The 20,682-nt window shown below is 35.3% G+C and carries 12 protein-coding genes; 6 read left to right on the top strand and 6 right to left on the bottom strand.

All coding sequences use genetic code 11. From position 1 onward, the window contains the following. Positions 1-9: 9 nt before the first annotated feature. The 5 genes from V4P56_RS06050 to trxA all read left to right on the top strand — a co-directional run bounded on the left by V4P56_RS06050 (position 10) and on the right by trxA (position 10,446). Positions 10-2,475, top strand: a complete 2,466-nt coding sequence (locus V4P56_RS06050; RefSeq protein WP_455482002.1) for a PAS-domain containing protein — start codon at positions 10-12, stop codon at positions 2,473-2,475. Positions 2,476-2,528: 53 nt separating this feature from the next. Then, on the top strand, positions 2,529-3,005 hold the full coding sequence (gene tsaE, locus V4P56_RS06045) for a tRNA (adenosine(37)-N6)-threonylcarbamoyltransferase complex ATPase subunit type 1 TsaE (protein ID WP_455482001.1): 477 nt from the start codon (positions 2,529-2,531) through the stop codon (positions 3,003-3,005). 414 nt (positions 3,006-3,419) lie between these two features. Continuing rightward, positions 3,420-6,521 (top strand): double-strand break repair protein AddB, encoded by a 3,102-nt coding sequence (gene addB, locus V4P56_RS06040; protein ID WP_455482000.1) that lies wholly within the window; start codon positions 3,420-3,422, stop codon positions 6,519-6,521. A gap of 12 nt (positions 6,522-6,533) precedes the next feature. Continuing rightward, on the top strand, positions 6,534-10,016 hold the full coding sequence (addA, locus tag V4P56_RS06035; RefSeq protein ID WP_455481999.1) for a double-strand break repair helicase AddA: 3,483 nt from the start codon (positions 6,534-6,536) through the stop codon (positions 10,014-10,016). A gap of 106 nt (positions 10,017-10,122) precedes the next feature. Next, entirely contained in the window at positions 10,123-10,446 is a 324-nt protein-coding gene (gene trxA / locus V4P56_RS06030) for a thioredoxin (RefSeq protein ID WP_455481998.1), read from the top strand. A gap of 91 nt (positions 10,447-10,537) precedes the next feature. Here the strand turns inward: trxA and V4P56_RS06025 are convergent, their stop codons facing one another. The 3 genes from V4P56_RS06025 to V4P56_RS06015 all read right to left on the bottom strand — a co-directional run bounded on the left by V4P56_RS06025 (position 10,538) and on the right by V4P56_RS06015 (position 15,365). Beyond that, positions 10,538-12,115, bottom strand: coding sequence for a peptide chain release factor 3 (locus V4P56_RS06025; protein WP_455482679.1), 1,578 nt, complete (start codon positions 12,113-12,115; stop codon positions 10,538-10,540). Further along, positions 12,115-13,782 carry a lysine--tRNA ligase gene (locus tag V4P56_RS06020; protein WP_455482678.1) on the bottom strand — a complete coding sequence of 556 codons (1,668 nt, stop codon included), beginning with the start codon at positions 13,780-13,782 and terminating at the stop codon, positions 12,115-12,117. The genes V4P56_RS06025 and V4P56_RS06020 overlap by 1 nt, the downstream gene beginning before the upstream one ends. A gap of 359 nt (positions 13,783-14,141) precedes the next feature. Next, positions 14,142-15,365 carry an argininosuccinate synthase gene (locus V4P56_RS06015; RefSeq protein ID WP_455481997.1) on the bottom strand — a complete coding sequence of 408 codons (1,224 nt, stop codon included), beginning with the start codon at positions 15,363-15,365 and terminating at the stop codon, positions 14,142-14,144. 179 nt (positions 15,366-15,544) lie between these two features. On the opposite strand from V4P56_RS06015, the gene V4P56_RS06010 reads away from it, so the two are divergent. Then, complete coding sequence (locus tag V4P56_RS06010; protein WP_455481996.1) at positions 15,545-16,183, top strand: LysE family translocator; 639 nt, start codon at positions 15,545-15,547, stop codon at positions 16,181-16,183. On the opposite strand, the gene rlmN is transcribed toward V4P56_RS06010, so the two are convergent. From rlmN to ptsN, 3 genes are all read right to left on the bottom strand, one after another. Then, complete coding sequence (rlmN, locus tag V4P56_RS06005; RefSeq protein WP_455481995.1) at positions 16,184-17,413, bottom strand: 23S rRNA (adenine(2503)-C(2))-methyltransferase RlmN; 1,230 nt, start codon at positions 17,411-17,413, stop codon at positions 16,184-16,186. Between the two features lie 40 nt (positions 17,414-17,453). Beyond that, positions 17,454-17,963: an invasion associated locus B family protein gene (locus tag V4P56_RS06000; protein WP_455481994.1), complete on the bottom strand. Its 510-nt coding sequence runs from the start codon at positions 17,961-17,963 to the stop codon at positions 17,454-17,456. Positions 17,964-19,292: 1,329 nt separating this feature from the next. Then, positions 19,293-19,757: a PTS IIA-like nitrogen regulatory protein PtsN gene (gene ptsN / locus V4P56_RS05995; RefSeq protein ID WP_455481993.1), complete on the bottom strand. Its 465-nt coding sequence runs from the start codon at positions 19,755-19,757 to the stop codon at positions 19,293-19,295. Between the last annotated feature and the right edge of the window lie 925 nt (positions 19,758-20,682).

Raw genomic sequence — 20,682 nt, 5'->3', positions numbered from 1 at the left:
AAATACGTCGTGCTCAGCTTTGGTGACTATGCCCCCAAAGAAAAAGCTCAAAAAATGATCCAAATCTTTTTTGATATTTTTTACCTTTTTTTCTTCTTTTCTCCAACATGTGCTATCGCTCAGCCATTGGAAGCATATTTCCCACATATCTTCACTTTATCAGATGGTCCATGGTTTATTTTAGCGCTCTGTGGAGGAATTTTTTGTGCCTTATTTCTTGCATGCATAGTAGTTATCATGCATGCAAAAAAAGCTTCATGGAAGCCTTTAAAGATAAATCAAGCAGATTTTTCTGAAAAACTTAAGCAATATGAATGGATTTTAACTGAAACAGGACAATATATTCTTGTTTGGGAAAACCCAACAGCCTCGCCATGGGCAGTTGGTAATATTCCTTCATTACAAAAAGCGGGAATTAATCAGCAAGATTTTCAGCATTTTGAGCTTTGGATTGAAAAAACTTCTCTGCGAGAGCTTGACCACGCGTTGACTCAACTGCGTTGTAAATGTCACCCTTTCGAACTTTCTATCACTACTACAAAAAATATACTGTTACAGGTTACAGGTGTTATCACAGGAACAGCCGCAATTGTACGTTTTCAAGATATCTCAGTACAACAGAGCGAAAATGCTCGTTTACAAAAAGATATTGCCAGAATCCTTGTGGAGCTAAGAATGCAGCGCAATCTTCTTGATTGTATTCAAGAATCAGTATGGATACGAGATTGTGAAGGAAAAATTTGTTTTATTAATCGTGCATTCAAAGAAATGACAGGTTTTCGAGAGGATAGTAATGAGGTAGTTGATCCTTTCAACGAAACAACACAATGCAAAACAAATGAGACAGAAACAATTTTTCAAGAGCACGTTCATACAGTAATTAATGGAGAACGGCACCATTTTCACCTTACACGTATTACGACAGCAGAAGGAATGGCAGCTTTTGCCCGTGATGATAGTGCATATGAAAACCTTTCTCGCGAAATGGAACGCATTCTTCAAAACCATTGTGAAACACTTGACCAAATTTCAACAGCTGTAGCGATTTTTGATACCAATCAAAAATTAAAATTCTGCAACCATGCTTTTAAAGTTTTATGGCCGTTAGAGAGTTCTTTCCTAGAAAGTGAACCAAGTCATACATTGCTTCTCGAACGTTTGCGTGAAGAAGGATTTATCGGTGATCATCCTGATTGGCGCATGTGGAAAGAAGAATTATTTAAAGCTTACCAACAAACAGAATCGAATCAACAAATTTGGAATCTTCCAGATGGACGCACAGTACGTGTTCTCTCTAGCTCTCATCCACAAGGAGGTGTTACTTGGTTTTATGAAAACCTCACTGAAAAAATTGATCTTGAGCGACGTTATAATACATTAATAAAAATACAAGGTGAAACACTTGATAAACTTTCCGAAGGAGTAGTTGTTTTTGGTGCTGATGGACGTCTTCGTTTATCAAATCCAGCTTTATCAAAATTGTGGTCTTTACCTTATAATTTACAGGTAGAAGGTACTCATATTACACAATTACAAACCTATTGCTCATCTTTAACGGTAGAAAAAGAATGGAGTCAGTTTACCCAATTTATTACTGGTTTTGCCGAAAAACGCGAAACATATTCAGGCCGTATAGATCTAAAAAATGGAACAATTATTGACTACACAGTGGTACCGCTGCCTAATGGACAAACAATGCTAACCTTTGTTAATGTTACTGATACTGTCCATGTTGCACGTGCCCTTCAAGAAAAAAATGAAGCGTTAGAAAGTGCTGACCGTTTACGCAATAAATTTGTCCAACATGTTTCCTATGAGTTGCGTACACCTCTTACCAATATTATTGGATTTTCTGATATTTTACGTGACCAAATTTTTGGCTCTATCAATAAACGCCAACATGAGTATCTTGGATATATTCATTCAGAATCAGGCACTCTTTTGAACCTTGTTAATGATATTCTTGACCTCGCAACCCTTGACGCAGGAATCATGGAGCTGGATATAAAACCGGTTAACATTGCTGACGCTATGATGCAAGCAGTATCACGCATAGAAGAACGTCTTAATGGACGCCATATTACACTTTTACAGCAAATTTCTCCTTTCTTAAATTTTATTTATGCTGATGCAAAACGTTTGCATCAAATCTTTGTGAACATTCTCAGTAATGCTATTAATTTCGCAACGGAAGCGAGCACAATTGAATTTTGTGCTGATGAACAAAATGATAACATTGTCTTTAGTGTTTACAATGAAGGATCTGATATTCCAAAAGACATTCTTGATCAAATTTTCAAACGTTTTTCTTCTCATTCACATCATGGTGGACGTGCAGGAGTAGGTCTTGGTCTTTCTCTTGTCAAAAGCTTTGTTGAGCTTCATGGTGGGCATGTTGAAATTCTCACTGGCACAAGACAAGGAACAACAGTTAAATGCTTTTTTCCAGTTTCCAAAAGAGATAAATTTTTTTAAGTTGATATTTTATTGTTATATAATTTTTTCTCATCCATTTCATGGGAATTTTAATGAATTTTAATTTTTTTCTTGAAAATGAAGAAGCAACTAAGCTTTTTGCACAAAATTTAGCTCCCATTTTAAGGCCGGGTGATCTTGTAACACTCCAAGGCGATATTGGAACAGGAAAATCAACCCTTGCACGTGCACTCATCCAGACACTGGCCAACGATAGTACCATGGATATTCCAAGCCCCACTTTTACTCTTTTTCAAAGCTATCAACTTCCACAATTTGAAATTATTCATGCTGATCTTTATCGCCTTTCTACGGCAGAAGAAATCAATGAACTAGGGTTTCATGAAGCACGTGAACACAGTATTTTATTAATTGAATGGCCAGAAAAAAGTGCAAATCTTTTAGAGCCCATTACCTTTGCTATTGCCTTACAATACGAAGGTAACGGACGTCGTATAACTTTTTCGTTAGCAAAACATTCTGTTAAACGTCTACAGCAGTCTTTTATAGATAGATTTCGAAAACTCTAAGAATTTTTGTACACTTCTGCCAATAAGACAAAAAATCATCTTATTTTAAACATCTACCCTACTATATACAAGATTATTCTTACCTGTAATTCTTCATGTTCAATTCTCACATCTTTACAAAACTTAGATCAAGAAGTGAGCTTCCTTTCAAAGAAACAATGAATCCCTCACTGCTTATCTCCCGTTGACTATTTCTACTACAGCAATCAGCTTTTGTTTTAGAAATTTAGTAATAAGTATATACTCAGTCTTTGATTAGAATTAGCTCTGCTAAACTGGCTACTTACTCAAATCAAAAATCTACCATACAAATACAGCTTTTTAGTTTTTTCATACATGAAAATTGTATACAGTAGAAACAACGTAAATAATCAATAAAGTGGAATATTTTTCACATATCCCAAACGAGATTACATGACTCATCAACCACGTGTCTTTTCTATTCCTCTCGGAACTGCTTTTCTACCGCATTTTGTTGATGCACTGCTCTCAGGTGCTCTCATTGATAACTTTGCACCAAATGGAGATATCCAAACTGCCCTTGCTGATACCATCATTTACGTACCAACACGCCGTGCTGCTCGTGCTTTACGTACAGCTTTTGTTGAAAAAAGTGAAACACGATCAACTTTCTTACCAACCATTCGCCCCTTAGGGGATGTAAATGAAGATAGTTTTCTTTTTTTTGAAAACTATGCAAATACTCTGAAATCCCCTATTGGAGAAAGTGAACGTCTTCTACTTTTAGCACGCCTTATTCGTCCTTGGCGTAAAAATTTACCTGTTCATCTGCATGCCATGCTTGGTATAGAAGATGTATCTATTCCTGCCCATACTGCTGATGCTATTTGGCTTGCGCAAGATTTAGCACACTTAATGGATGAAATTGAAACAGAATCAGCAGATTGGTCAAAGCTTAAAGAAATTGCACCCGATATGGTAGCTGAATGGTGGCAAATAACGCTCAATTTCCTTACCATTGTTACACAAAGCTGGCCACAAATCTTACAAGAAAGACAAAAAAGCAATCCAACTGAATGGCGCAATCAAGTACTCAAAATGCACGCAGATACTTTACACCATATACAACCCACTAAATCTATTATTGCTGCCGGTGCAACAGGTTCCATGCCTGCAATTGCACATCTTTTAAAGGTAATCTCCTGCCTGCCAAAAGGAGCTGTCGTTCTTCCAGGTCTCGATCTTCATATGGACGAAAAACAATGGAAAGCGTTAGGTACGATAAAAGAAGAAAAAACAACTTTTAATTTTTTTGATCATACAGCTAATGCTTTTAGCCATCCTCAATACCATTTTAAAAAACTTTTATCTCTTATGCAATGCCAACGCAGCCATGTTCGTGAAATTGGTCCCAAAAATGTAATAAAAGAAAAACGTGCAGCTCTTTTATCAGAAGCTCTCCGACCAGCTTCAACAACAGATCTATGGACACAAATTGTACGTGATGATTATGAAAACCTTTGTGCAGATTGGTCATTAATTGAAGCCATAAATGAGCGCGAAGAAGCTCTCGCTATTGCCGTTGCATTACGTAATGCCATTGAGGAACCTCAAAAAACTACCGCTCTTATTACAAATGATCGTAATTTAGCACGTCGTGTCGTAGCTGAATTACATCGATTTGGTATTGAGGCTAATGATTCAGGAGAAATACCACTTGCACAAACGTTGCCTGCAACTCTATTACGATTACTTTTAGAAAATATTTTTCATCCTGGTGACCCCATTGCTTTGCTTTCTCTTCTCAAACACCCACTGACAATGTTAGAACAAAATCGTCATCGCTTGCGTGAAATGGCAGAAAATTTTGAATTATTAGTTCTTCGAGGCAGCAGTAAATGTATCAATCTTTGTGAATGTAATCAATTTCTTGAAGAGTGGATCAAAACACAGTCCCATAATGCTAACTATACCCTTAATCCGCAAAAAAACGAAGAAATACGTCTACTTTGTCATCTTTTAGCCAAAGCTGTAGAACCTTTAGCATCTCTCATGAAACAGGAAAAGGAATACACCATTAATGAAGTAGCAATAGCAACTGTTGAAGTTTTTGAGAATTTTGGACGTGATGAAAATCATTTTCTTACACATCTTTATCAAGATGAAGCAGGACAAGCCTTATCAATTTTTTTGCGTGAATTAATAAGTGATCAATCAGAATTAAAATTTCGTCTTTACGAATGGCCTGCCATGTTTGCAGCCCTAATGGCAACCCGTTCTGTGACTCCTTCCCCCGGAGGACATCCACGCTTATTCATCTGGGGGACTTTGGAATCACGTTTACAAACAGTTGATACAGTGGTCATTGGTGGTCTTAATGAAAAATCATGGCCTATAACAGCTCATAATGATGCTTTTTTATCACGACCCATGAAAATGATATTAACTCTTGAGCCACCAGAAAAGCGTATTGGACTTTCAGCACATGATTTTCAATGGGCTATGGGAATGAACAAAGTAGTAATGAGCCGAGCTATAAGGGTTAATCATACTCCTTCTATTCCTTCACGATGGCTACAACGCCTAGAAACAGTTGTAGGAAAACAGATTTGGAAACAAATTCGTGAACGAGGCGAAATATTACTTCATTGGGCAAAAATGCTTGACAATACAAACACAACTACCTGTATAGAGCGTCCTTGCCCTGTACCACCCCTTGATATGCGTCCACGTCATTTTTCAATCACTGAAATAGAAACATTACGATATGATCCTTATGCAATTTATGCAAAAAAAATCTTACGTCTAAAACCACTTAAGGCACTCATCCATAATCCTTGCGCAAATGAACGTGGCATACTTTATCATGCTATTCTTGCTGCTTTTTGTAAACAAATAAATAATCCAAACGCTGCCAATGCATTAGATGTACTCCTAACTATCGGGCGTAAAGAATTTAATAAATTGAATTTACCTCCCGATATTGCAATGATTTGGTGGACTATTTTTGAAAATTTTGCTCCGTTTTTTGTTAAATGGGAACAAAGTCTTGGATCTCGAGAACGGCATGCTGAAGTCATATCTCAAAAAATACCTATCGGTACAACAGGTGTAACGCTTTCAGGACGTGCTGATCGTATTGATGTTTTGCCAGGAAAAATGGTTGAAATTCTTGATTTTAAGACCAGCACACCCCCTTCATCAAAACAAGTTCGCGATTTATTATTTCCACAATTAGCATTGGAAACTGCCTTGTTAATGCAAGGTGCCTTTACAGATTTTCAAGATCTTACTCCTACCAATTTATTTTATATCCCCCTCAATGGAAAAGGTGAAATCATCCCTCAATCAATTTTTGTAAGTAAAAAAACAATAAATCAAGAAAATGCAATTACTCTCGGTAAAAAAGCATGGGAACAACTTATCGTATTAATGAACTATTATCAAAATCCACAACAAGGCTATCTTTCACATGCTATCCCCTCAAAAAAACAATATGAAGGTGACTATGATCATCTGGCACGATTCTTAGAATGGTCAAATAGTCTTTATTAAAGTAGGTCAATCATGACACTCTTCTCTATTCCTGAAGCAGCTCTTGCTGCACAAGCAACAGCAACACACCCTAAAACAAATGTATGGGTTTCTGCAAATGCAGGATCTGGAAAGACCCATGTTTTAAGTGAACGCGTTATTCGTTTACTTTTAAATGGCACCCCTCCAGCACGCATTTTATGTCTCACTTACACAAATGCAGCTGCTGCCGTTATGCAATCTCGTATTTTTCGTACACTTTCTAACTGGAATGAACTCGATGATGCACAGCTCCAAACAATCTTATCACGGCTTGAAAACAAACCTGCCAATGTGCAAAAATTAACCTATGCACGCCAACTCTTTGCTCATGCCCTTGAAACACCCGGAGGATTAAAAATTCAAACTATTCATGCATTTTGCGAGTCTTTATTGCATCAATTTATGTTAGAAGCCAATATTTCTAAAAATTTCGAACTACTTGATGATATCAATCGAAAAAAATTATTACTAGAAGCTCGCCGCCAACTTTTAACACACAGCGATGCACAATTAGCTTTGAAACAGCTACTTAAAGTTATTAGCGAAAGCACTTTTAATCAATTGCTATATGAAGCAACCGAAAAACAACATAAACTGTCTGATTTTTTATCTTCTATGATATCTGAAAACGGAGAAAAACAGTTACGTATGCTCTTTAACTTAGCGCCTGATGAAACAGGCCAATTGCTGTTGGAAAAAATTCAACAGACCGCTTTACTGCCTCCTCATATCTTCAAACATCTACAAACCTACGGCAACAAAAATGCCCAAGATATGATTGCAAAAGTTTCTCAATTAACAGTCACTTCTGATGAACAAGATATTATTAACATTATTTCACAGATTTATTTTACAACGAGAGAGCATACACCCCGCAAGCTTTCACGTTTATCTTCTAAAAAATCAGATAAAATTTGGCCCTTTATTCAAAAAGAGCTTGAAGATAAACAAAATCAGCTTTCTATTCTTTTAGATAAATATCAGTGCACAAGAATTGTCAAACTCAATATGGTTGCCTTTCGGATTTGTGCTATTTATCTAAAAATCTATGAAGATTTAAAAAAGGTCAATGGTTTTTTAGATTTTAATGACCTCATTGAGCGCACTCTCCATTTGTTGCAGCGTCAAGGTGCAAGTCAATGGGTACAATATAAACTTGACCGTGGTCTTGATCACATTTTGCTTGATGAAGCACAAGATACCAATCCTGAACAATGGCAAATTATTCAACTTTTAGCACAAGAATTTTTCACAGGTCATAGTCAACGCACAGATACACGCACTCTTTTTGCAGTTGGAGATGAAAAGCAATCAATTTATTCTTTTCAAGGTGCTGTACCAGAAAATTTTTCCGCAAATGGGCAAATTATTCAAAAAAAAGCAAAACAAGCAAAACAAAAATTTGAAAAAGTACAGCTGAACTATTCTTTTCGCTCTACAGCTGATGTTCTTAAAAGCGTTGATCTTGTCTTTGCAGCACCAGAAAATTACAAAGGACTTTCAGCAGAAAATACTAAAACAGTGCATGAAGCTATTCGTATTAATAGTCCAGGTGATGTTATTTTATGGGATACTATTTCCAGAGAAACGAATGAATTTCCTGATGATTGGCATTTAACTGTTGATCATTTAGACACTCCTGAAATACGTTTAGCAGAACAAATTGCTGAAACAATTGCTAAATGGTTACATCAAGGAGAAATGCTTGCAGCAAAAGGGCGTTTATTGCGTGCCAGTGATATTATCATTTTGGTTCGTAAACGGCATGATCAATTTATTTCTGCACTTTCCCGTAAACTTAAACTACGCAATATTCCTGTCGCTGGTACTGATCGTTTACAATTAACTAATCACATTAGCGTACGTGATTTAATGGCACTTGCGCATTTTGTTCTACAGCCAAAAGATGATCTTTCTCTTGCTTGTATTTTAAAAAGTCCACTTTTTGCACTTACCGAAAATGAACTTTACCAGCTTGCAGCTCAACGAACAGGATCACTTTGGCAAAGCCTTTGTATACAGGCGCTATCTCATACATCTTTTAAAGACGCCTTCGAAAAGCTGAATAAATATCGCTCTTTAGTAGATAAAATACCAGTTTTTGAATTTTACAGCCATATTCTCAACAACGATAAAGGACGGCAAAAAATTCTAGCTCGCTTAGGATCTGAAGCAAACGACGTGCTTGACGCTTTCATGAATTATACACTTACTATCCAAAAAACTGGCTTACCAGGATTACAAGCTTTTTTGGAAATATTAAGCACCAGTCAACCAGAAATTAAACGTGAATTTGACCAAAATCATGAAGAAGTTCGTATAATGACTGTTCATGCAGCTAAAGGACTGGAAGCTGCTGTTGTTTTTTTGGTTGATCCTGGTAGTGCAATTTGGGACTCGCAAAAGCATGCACCTCATTTACTTAAAGTCCCGTACAATACACAATTAAGTGATCAACAAGCTTTTATCTGGTGCCCCAGCAAAGAATTCAACACAAAACTTTCTGAAAAAGCACTATTAAATTTAAAAGAACGTGCAGAAGAGGAATATAAACGTCTTCTTTATGTAGGCATGACGCGCGCTGAAGATCGATTATTTATTTGTGGGTATAGCGGTAAACAAACCTCCCCTCATACATGGCTATCGTTGGTTAAGAAAGCACTAAAACCATACGCAGTTCCTATAAAAGGTCCTGCAAAAGATATTGCGGCTTGGCGCTATTGCATTACACCTTCTTCTTTTTCTTCAATAAACCAAGAAGTATCCTGCACAAATAGCCAAATATTCCCATCTTTACCCAATTTTTTCTACCATAAAGTACCAGCAGAACCGGTCTTACCAAAACCGCTAAAGCCTTCTGTTGCCAGTCTTTCCATTGAGCCTGATACTACATTTTTCTCTAATCTAAAACAGATTAAAATTTCACCCGTTTTAGGAAAAACAAATACCAACAGAGCCCTTGCCATTGAATATGGTCATCTAGTTCACCAGTTATTGCAATATCTATCAAATTACCCTCCTAAAAAACGTCAAAATTACGCCCGACATTATCTAAATACTAAAGCCTCTCACTGGCATGAAAATCAAAGAGAAGATGCAATTAATCATGTTTGGCAAATTTTAGACAATTCATATCTCAAACCGCTTTTCTCTGATCTTTCACGTGCTGAAGTTTCTTTGATGGGTATTGTAAAAATTCATGGAAAAGAACAGGTAGTTTCTGGTCAAATTGACCGCCTATACATTGCAAAAAACAGTATCATATTTGCTGATTTTAAAACTGGAATCATGCCTGAAGACGAAACCGCTATAGCACAACATTATTTGCTGCAAATGGCTCTTTATCGAAAATTACTTCAATCTATTCATCCTGATAAAGATGTACAAGCTCTTCTCATTTATAGTAAAGGAGCAAAAATTTTTAAACTTACCCCTGAAAAACTCGATACACTTATTGATAAAATTGCCTTATAAGCTAAGAAAATCTCTCTTCAAAAGCTTCTTTTAATTTATTTTTGTAATAACTTGATATGAATTACCATCATACTAATGTATAAAAATAAATATAAAGGATAAATCAATGACATGCATAAAAGTTAATAACAGTAATTTTGCAAATGAAGTTCTCTCGTCTTCCACCCCCGTTGTGGTTGATTTTTGGGCAGAATGGTGTGGTCCTTGTAAAATGATTGCACCCATCCTTGATGAAATTGCAACAGAGATGAAAAATTTGATTAAAATTGCTAAAATCAATATTGATGAAAATCCAGAATTGGCTACCCAATATGGAATACGTTCAATTCCCACTTTATTGATGTTTAAAAACGGAAACGTTTCATCCAATATAGTTGGTGCAACTTCTAAAAAACATCTTTCTGAATGGATTAAAAACAATCTTAATTAGAAAACTTTTTGTATCAATAAAGAAGGGGAACTCAAATACCCCTTTTTTGCTTTAATTTTTGAAAAATAGCTTCCTTTACTACAGTAACTATTTATCCAACACAAATCTGATAGTCTTTAAAGGTTACAAATTTTATTTTTGAAGACCGCTCTATTTCATAATTTAACGAGAAATGATCTTCTGCCAAAAAAACCGGATCACCATCTAAATCATAAGCAATAGAAGATCGATGATTTGTTACAAATTTTCGTAACTCATCTTTATCTTCTGCAGAAATCCAACGGCATACACTAAAGCGTGCTGATTCAAAACTTACTGGTAAGGAATATTCTACCTTAAGTCGCTCCATTAAAACATCAATTTGTAAAGCACCAATCACCCCAATAAGAGAAGATGATCCATCATCAGGAATAAATAATTGCACAACACCCTCTTCCGCCATTTGTTGCAGAGCTTCTTTAAGCTTTTTTGCTTTCATCGGATCACTCAAACAAACACGACGAAAAATTTCCGGTGCAAAATTGGGCACTCCCTTAAAAAAAATATCTTCACCTTCAGTCAGTGTATCACCAATACGCAAAGTTCCATGATTGGGAATACCAACTATATCACCAGCATAAGCTTGATTAACAAGTTGGCGTGAACGTGCAAAGAAAAACTGTGGTGCTGACAATGTCATTGTCTTTCCAGTTCGCACTAGCTTTGTTTTCATACCACGCTCAAGCGTCCCTGAACATATCCGCAAAAATGCAATGCGATCACGATGATTAGGATCCATATTAGCTTGAATTTTAAAAATAAATCCTGTCATTTTGGATTCAGTTGCTATGATATTTCGTTGATCTGCAATTTGATCACGAGGACTTGTATCAAAATCGACTAACGCATTGATTAAATCACGAACACCAAAATTTCGTAAAGCTGAACCAAAATAAACTGGTGTCATATGTCCTTCATAAAAAGCCTGCAAATCAAAATTCTTGTAAGCACTACGGGCAAGTTCAACTCCTTCTAAAAAGAGTGCACGCTGATTTTCAGGAAGTGAATGTGTAACCTCATCAAGTTTTGAAACTGTATATGGAGCGGCTTCATCATCTTTTTTACGAAAAGAATTTTGATGAAGATTAAAGGTACCAATAAAATCTTTCCCCATACCAATGGGCCAAGTAATTGGTGAAGTATCAAGTGCAAGTTTTTCTTCAATTTCATCTAAAATTTCTAAAGGATCACGTACCTCACGATCCATTTTATTAACAAAAGTAACAATAGGGATATCACGCATACGACACACTTCAAATAATTTCAGTGTTCTAGGCTCAATCCCACGTGCACCATCCAAAACCATAATGGCGCTATCAACTGCTGTGAGAGTACGATAAGTATCATCTGCAAAATCTTCATGACCTGGAGTATCTAACAAGTTAAAGATATGATCTTTATATTCAAATGTCATAACTGACGTCACAACTGAAATACCGCGATCACGCTCAATATTCATCCAATCGGAACGAGTTTTAATATTATTCTTTTTTGCTTTTACCTCACCAGCAAGTTGAATAGCTCCACCAAATAACAACAGTTTTTCTGTCAGTGTTGTTTTTCCTGCATCAGGATGGGCAATAATTGCAAATGTGCGGCGTCGCTTTACCTCTTGCACTCTCTTTTCCATCATTCCTCCACAGACCTTGCAAGTGCTTCAGCGATCAGTGCACGCATTTCCTCAATCCCATAAAGCGCGATGAATGATCCTAACCGTGGCCCTCGTTCTTGCCCTAAGAGTACTTCATACAACATTTGAAAAAAAACATTTGAAACACCTGGGCCCCCTTCAGGACTCTTTTTGCTATGATCTTGATAACGTTCTACTAAACGTGCAACATCAAGAAGTGTATTTTGAATAGTGTTTCCATCGACATTCTCAGGTAAATTGGCTAATTTTGTATCTATATTAACCAATGTTAAGCGCTCACTCTCATCAGGGATCCGAAATTTTTTATTTGGTTTGACAAAAGTATCAAAATATTTAATGGCAAATTGTACCAACTGATCAAGTGCTGGACAGGTTTGCGCATTTACTCCTTTAGAATAGCGAGAAATAAAACCCCAAAGAACCTCTTTATTTTCTGCATTTGAGGCACTTACTAAATTTAATAGCATAGCAAAGGGTACAGGCAAATCAACTTGTGGAGGGCAACCATTATGGATATGCCATACGGGATTATTAAGCCGCTCTTGCCAATTCTGACGACCATAAGCTGAAAGATATGTATAATATTCATCAACAGTTTTTGGAATAACATCAAAATAAAGCCGTTTTGCTGTTTTGGGCTTTAAAAACATGTAAAGCCCTAAACTTTCTGTTGGAGCATAAGTTAACCACTCATCAATTGTTAAGCCATTTCCCTTGGATTTAGAAATTTTTTGCCCCTGATCATCCAAAAACAGCTCATAATTAAATCCTTCTGGTGGATTTCCACCAAGTACTTTGCAAATTTTAGAAGAGAGATTTGTGGAATCTATAAGATCTTTTCCTGCCATCTCATAATCAACCTCCAGCGCCTTCCAACGCATTGCCCAATCCACTTTCCACTGGCACTTGACTTTTCCCCCCGTAACCTCTGTTTCAATAGTTTCTCCTGTTTCAGGTTCAATGTACGTAATAGTGCCTTTTGCAGCATTATGGGCAACTATTGGTACCTGTAATACTTTTCCAGAAAAAGGAGAAATAGGTAAAAAGAGTGAATAAGTAGCTCGCCGTTCTTCACCTAATGTCGGTAAGATAATTTCCATTACCTTGTCATAACAGGCAAGTATTTTTAAAAGTGTTTCATCAAAATGACCAGATTTATAATAATCAGTTGCACTTGCAAATTCATAATCAAAACCAAAACGATCAAGAAAAATACACAAGCGTGCATTATTCGCTGCTCCAAAAGAAGGATAAACATCTTCAAAAGGATCTGGTATAAAGCTAAGCGGTTGACCAAGATAATTTTCCATTTTTTTACGGTCAGGCACATTGTCAGGAATCTTGCGTAAACCATCCATATCATCAGAAAAACAAAGAAGTTTTGTTTTAACTTTATTCTCAGTTAAAACATGAAATGCATGACGAACCATAGTCGTACGAGCCACTTCACCAAAAGTACCAATATGTGGCAAACCAGAAGGTCCATAACCTGTTTCAAACAAAATGCTTTCTGGATAACCGGTTTTTTCATACCGTTTGATAATCTTGCGTGCTTCTTCAAATGGCCAAGTTTTTGATTGAGTAGCCGCATCTCTTATTTCAGACATAAGGCTAAGGTCATCACACTGATACTGATCACGCATAATTATTTCTATCCTAAAATTAAATTTTTTAATGACACGATGTATGATTATTGAACTTATTCGTCAATAATAGCAGGCTAAAAGCTACTGAAAATATTATTATGACCAATATCTGCTCGATTCTTTTCGTTATAATCTCTCTTATTTTTATATCAATGAAATAAAAATATCATGAACTGTGATTTACTCATTCTGATTATTGTTATTTTAATGGCTGCTATTCTAGGATTTTCCTATTACACACCTATTATCAAGAAAAAAATCTTCTCACATCGAACTAAAAATCAGAAAAATATAATTGTTTATCAACACCAGTAAGCCTAGAAAAAACACAAACTTAAACGTTTTATATGATCGTTCATTTATAATTCTGATAAACGTGCTGCTAACGTACGCAAGCGTAATGCATTTAATTTAATGAATCCAGCAGCATCCTTTTGATCATAAGCGCCTTTATCATCTTCAAAAGTTACCAATTTACTAGAATAAAGTGATTTTTTACTTTGTCGCCCTTCAACAATTACATTCCCTTTATAAAGCTTTAGTGTAACTTCACCTTCAACATTTTCTTGAGATAGATCAATAGCAGCTTGCAACATTTTGCGCTCAGGTGAAAACCAAAAGCCATAATAAATAAGCTCTGCATAACGTGGCATTAATTCATCTTTTAAGTGAGCAGCTCCACGATCTAATGTTAAAGACTCTATTGCTCGATGAGCAGTTAAGAGAATGGTTCCTCCTGGTGTTTCGTAAATACCACGCGATTTCATACCGACAAAACGATTTTCTACCAAATCTAACCGACCAATACCATTATCACATCCATAGCTATTCAATTGAGCGAGTAAAGTAGCAGGAGATAATATTTCTCCATTAATAGAAATGGCATCACCTTTTTTAAAGCCAATAGTGATTATGGTTGCTTGATCTGGAGCAGCTTCTGGTGAAAGAGTCCGCATATGTACATATTCAGGAGCAGGGATAGCAGGATCTTCCAAAATTTTCCCTTCTGATGATGAATGTAACAAATTTGCATCAACCGAAAAAGGTGCTTCACCTTGCTTATCCTTCCCTACTGGAATTTGATGTACATGTGCAAAATTAATCAAATCTGTCCGACTTTTAAAAGACCAATCACGCCATGGAGCAATAATTTTTATATCAGGATTAAGAGCATAAGCAGAAAGCTCAAAACGTACTTGATCATTACCTTTCCCTGTTGCTCCATGGGCAATTGCATCTGCATTGGTTTCTTTAGCAATTTCAATCAAACGCTTTGAAATAAGTGGACGAGCAATTGACGTGCCTAAAAGGTAAGTTCCTTCATAAACTGTATTGGCACGAAACATTGGGAATACAAAATCACGCACAAATTCTTCGCGCAAATCTTCAATATAAATTTCTTTAACACCTAGCATTTCAGCTTTACGACGTGCAGATGTCAATTCTTCTCCCTGACCTAAATCAGCAGTAAAAGTTACAACTTCAGCATCTAGCTCACTTTGTAACCATTTAAGAATAATTGACGTATCCAACCCTCCTGAATAAGCCAAAACAACTTTTTTAACATTTTTCCATTTTTTCATCTTAAAGTTCTATATTATTTACTTTCTTTTCTTTCTACTCAGAAACAAAAACTATGCAAGCAATGAAAATAAATTCTTTTTAAATATTGTTAGAAAGATGTAAAAAAATGTAAAGAAAAAATATTCATATGAGAGGTGTTAGATTGTAAACATCTCTTTTAAAAAATAAGGAGATTTACATGTCATTTTTCCCTGAATGGTCTGTTATTATGCAATTTTCCTTAGCATCATTGGTGCTAACACTCATTCCAGGGCCTGATCTTATGCTATCAGTGGGACGTGCTATTGCACAAAGCAAAAAAGCTGGGATTATATGCACTTTAGGAAGTGCAACGGGCTTTACCATTCAGGTTATTGCTGTAGCTCTTGGCTTATCTGCACTTATTGTTACTTCACCGCGTGCTTTTTTTCTGCTTAAAATTGTTAGTGCTTTTTATCTTTTATGGCTTGCTTTTCAAACATTACGTAAAAATTCTATGTCTTCTCTTCAAGAGGTATCCTTAGAATATCAAAGCCTCAAACGTAATTATTTTACTGCTATTGGGATTAATCTCTTAAATCCCAAGGTCATTCTTTTTAACATGACTTTCTTGCCACAATTTATTAATGTAAATGACTCTATGGTCACACAAAAATTGCTCATTTTAGGTCTTTTGTATATCCCTATTTCTTTGCCCATTAATATTTCTATAGTTTTTATGGCAAATCAATTCTCTAAAGGGCTTAAGCAAAACCCTTCTTATATCCGCTTTCTTGATTGGCTTATCGCAGGCATTTTTACCAGCTTTGCTCTACGTATTCTTATAGATGAAAATTAATTACTCGTTATTAATTGCATTTTCAAATTGCAAACGTTCAGATTTCCGTAAACGCTCTGAGAGAGATTTAAGCTGTCCGCATGCAGCTAAAATATCACGTCCACGAGGTATCCGAATAGGTGAAGCATAACCTGCTTGATTAACTATATCGGCAAAGCGCTCAATCTGCTCCCAATCAGAACACTGATAATTAGTTCCTGGCCATGGATTAAAAGGAATTAAATTTATCTTAGCAGGAATACCTTTAAGTAATTGAATTAACCTTTTAGCATCATCCATGCTATCATTTATGTCTCTTAGCATAACATATTCGAATGTAATTCTTTTAGCATTCGAAAGACCAGGATACTTACGACAAGCATCCATTAACATAGCAATCGGGTATTTTTTATTGATTGGAACAAGAATATCTCGTAGCGTATCGTGTACTGCATGGAGTGAAATTGCCAACATAACTCCAATTTCTTCTCCTGTTCTTATAATTTTTGGAACCACTCCACTGGTTGAAAGGGTAATTCGACGTTTTGACAAAGAAAGTCCATCTCCATCAGAGGCAATTAACAAAGCTTTTTTGACTTCTTCAAAATTATATAACGGTTCCCCCATCCCCATCATAACGATATTGGTAATTTTTCGTCCTTCAACTGGGACAATTGCACCATCAGGAATATTTTTATTTGGAAAATCACCCAAACGATCACGTGCAATCAGTAATTGTGCTAAAATTTCTTCTGCTGTCAAATTGCGAACAAGCACCTGCGTTCCCGTATGGCAAAAAGAACAAGTTAACGTACATCCCACCTGAGATGAAAGACATAAGGTACCACGCCCTTCTTCAGGGATATAAACCGTTTCAATTTCAACAGGTTTTCCAGCCCCACGTGCTGGAAAGCGCAAGAGCCATTTACGTGTACCATCTTTTGATATTTGTTCCTTAACAATTTCTGGACGCGCAATAGAAAAATGACTTTTAAGTATTTCTTGCATTGGCTTAGAAATATTTAGCATCTCATCAAAATTTGAAACACCTCGTATATAAAGCCAATGCCAAAGTTGACGTACACGCATACGTACTTGATTTTCTGGAACACCAACGGCCTTTAAGGCTTCCACCATTTCATCACGAAATAAGCCAATTAAAGGTGACTTAGATTTATTTTTTACTATAACATTATCTGATTGTGATGCTAAACATGCACCAACCGGCTTGAAATTAGATGAAATGACCATTGCTTTCTGATTTATATCACTGCTTGAGAGTACAGGTATTTTAACGGCATTTTTGTACCATATTTAATGCGGCAGTCACCCCTTTTAAAGAATAAGTATAGGTTGTATGGGTTCCTCGTTTTGAAGTGGCTTTTACTATCATATTTTTTCCAGCACGCATAGCAGAAATAAGCTGCTTTTCCAACGCTGATGATGCTAACCATGCTGATGAATCCTTTGTAAAAAAATCAAAATCCCTATTTCCAACGGTTACGGTAACTTTTGATCCTTCTTTAAGTGGATAACCAGCCATGAATTGTGGTTCAAATAAAACAGGTGAATGAGAACGCTTGGTAACTAAAAAGAAATTATCACCATGATTAACCGTTGTTGGAAGTGCCTCTAAAGGTAATGACAAAACGTAGCAAATCGTATTTTCTGACGATTTATAAGAATAAGCTCCCCAATCCTCAAATTGATCCAAACGATTTGGTGCTTGTGCCCACACCGTTCCGGTAATAATTAGAATCATTACAAATACAGCAATAAAAGTCTTTTTAAACATCTTCATTTAGCTCACTTCTTTATTTTTTAACAAGATTTTCTTTACTAAAAAAGCCTAACAAAAGCTCAGTTGATGCTTAGTGCAGTTATCCTGCCCCCTCAACAAGCGAAATATTTTCGTTCCAACCAAAAAAGTCTTCATATCTAATTTTGACCTTGTAGTTGTTACTAAAATATGAATTTTTATCCAATAATAAGATTTTTTTTAAAAAACAATATCTTGACTTTATTATAATAATCTCGTCTCTCACATAAGAATTTTCTTCTTTAAGAAATTGAATTTCAAACTAGAACAAAGTGTAAACAAACCATTAATATATTGAGAAGTAAACCATACTATTATAACACAAGTATCCCACAAACAACTCATTAAAAAATCTTGAAAATATATCCTCTGAAGAATACTTCAAACCTCACAGCTTATTAAATATCATCAGTTAATTTAATGAATTCCATTGTATCAGTAAAAATTATGAAACATCCTATCTTTTTGTTATCCTAGAGTTACTGTAAAAAATTACCAGGTATTATCAGTATGTTAACTTTAAAACATGTAATAGATAACCTCTATTCTAATTACTGCATATAACTTTTTCCAACTTTGATATCATTCATTCTTACTGTATGCTTACCATCTCAAATTATCAATTTTTAAAGCGATACCAGAAATTTAAATTGGCGCATAACCACCACTTGTTTTAATAGAATGGTATTCGTTTTCTCCCATCAAAATCTTTTTCTAAGGAATTTATTTATAAATATGATCGTCATTTACCAAAAAAATATTACACCTTTTTTCTAAAATAGTGCCCACCATTGGATCCGCGCTATTGGCAAACCCATAGCTTTCCAAAGCACTTCTCAATAGATTAAATCATGATTTAAAATAACTTTACATACACAAAAAACCCCTTACTCAATTAAAGTTCATAGTTCTTCTTATTTTTCATCATCCAAATTTGTTTTTTAAGCATTAGCTCTTTACAGAAGCTGATACTTAAAAAGAAATCTATCCTTTAAAAGCTAATCTCTCTCATCATCCTATACAAAAATTATAAATATTTATCTGTGTTGATACTTGAATACCGACATTATCAAAAAATGCTCAAATTACCATAATTGAGAAAAAATCTGAGTTCATGGATAAACAACCAAAATCAATAGCACTAAATTCATAATAATTAACAATTTATATACGAAAAAATGATTAAAAATCAGTTATTTAATCTTATTTTCAGCTGTCTGTTTTTGTAGCTAATATTCTCTCTAAGTGTGTATCATATCATTTTTATTCTGCTCTAAGCTCAGCTACCATAACACACACCTACCCTATTTTTTAGGCTACGTTTGATGTTGAATTCTGAATTAACACAGTGTACAGTGCTCTAGCGTCATGCGTATTGCGTAATTTTTGGACAACATCAGAATGACGCAAGACACGTGCAATCTGTGACAAAGCTTTCAGGTGATCTGCACCGGCGTTTTCAGGTGCTAATAATAGAAAAATAAGATCAATTGGTTCATCATCAAGAGCTTCGAAATCAATAGGACTTTCAAGACGAGCAAATATGCCGATGATTCGATTAATATCGGGCAGTTTTCCATGAGGAATCGCAATACCACCGCCTAGGCCTGTTGATCCTAATTTTTCACGTTGCAAAATTACATCAAAAACTATACGCTCATTAAGACCTGTAAGCTCAGCTGCTTTTTCGGCTAAAATTTGCAAAACTTGTTTCTTTGAATTAGCCCTAAGAGCTGGAATAATTGCTTCCGGTGCTATTAACTCACTCAAATTCATACTTTATATTTTCCTTTTGCATGTTCAAATGCTTGCTCACAAACCAATAAACAATATTGATATTTAAAAGCTTCTATCGCTTGCACCATCGCATGTATATCTACTTTTCAATTTATAATAGGTGATGGCTTAACCCATCTCATATCATTATAAGCTCAATGATAAATAGTATTCAGCTTCTAATTAACAGTATGAGAGAAAAAGAATGGGATTGTTCTCAAAATTAAGATTAATCCCTTTATGACACCTGTAACAGCCACTGTTCACAAATTTATCGACTTTTTAATCACAATAGCTTAGCGTACAATCTTTAGTGATATCGTCCTCTTCCTTTCAAGAAGTGTTGCCCATAAGACAATAATATATCAAAATAAAATGACTATTTATTTTAGCGATGGCTGTACAGCCAAAAATACTCCGGATCACAACAGTTTGAACAGGATTTAATATTTTCATAGATATCCTAAAAACGGTTCACGAGTATAGTATGACATTACAATAGTGCATCAACTTTTAAATGTATAATATGACCAAAGCAATACCACGAATCATCTTTCATAATTGTAACATGGCCTATGGTGCCACCATTAAAATACCTGAAATAGCATATTGATATATTGTTTGATTCTATGAAAAAAATCATTATCAATATCCATATACCCTTCAAAAATACACAAATTTACTCATAGCCTCATTTATCATTCATCATAAAATTAATCTAGTGATATATGATGCAATCAAAAGAAAACTAAATGAAAAAAAACAGTAAAATCATCCTATTTTAATTAAATATTTTTTAAAATCATTTAGAAAAATTCAGTTTTAAATTTTAACTATCAAAGAAGTTTTGGTCTAAATTAGAAGTGGAACCTGCGCTTATAATATCAATCTGTTTAAATTTAAACACAGTCTTATAGAAGCCTCA

The sequence above is a fragment of the Bartonella sp. B35(2025) genome (assembly GCF_053794465.1).
The sequence above is the reverse complement of the archived record's forward strand: the minus strand, read 5'-3'. Positions and strand labels throughout refer to the sequence as shown.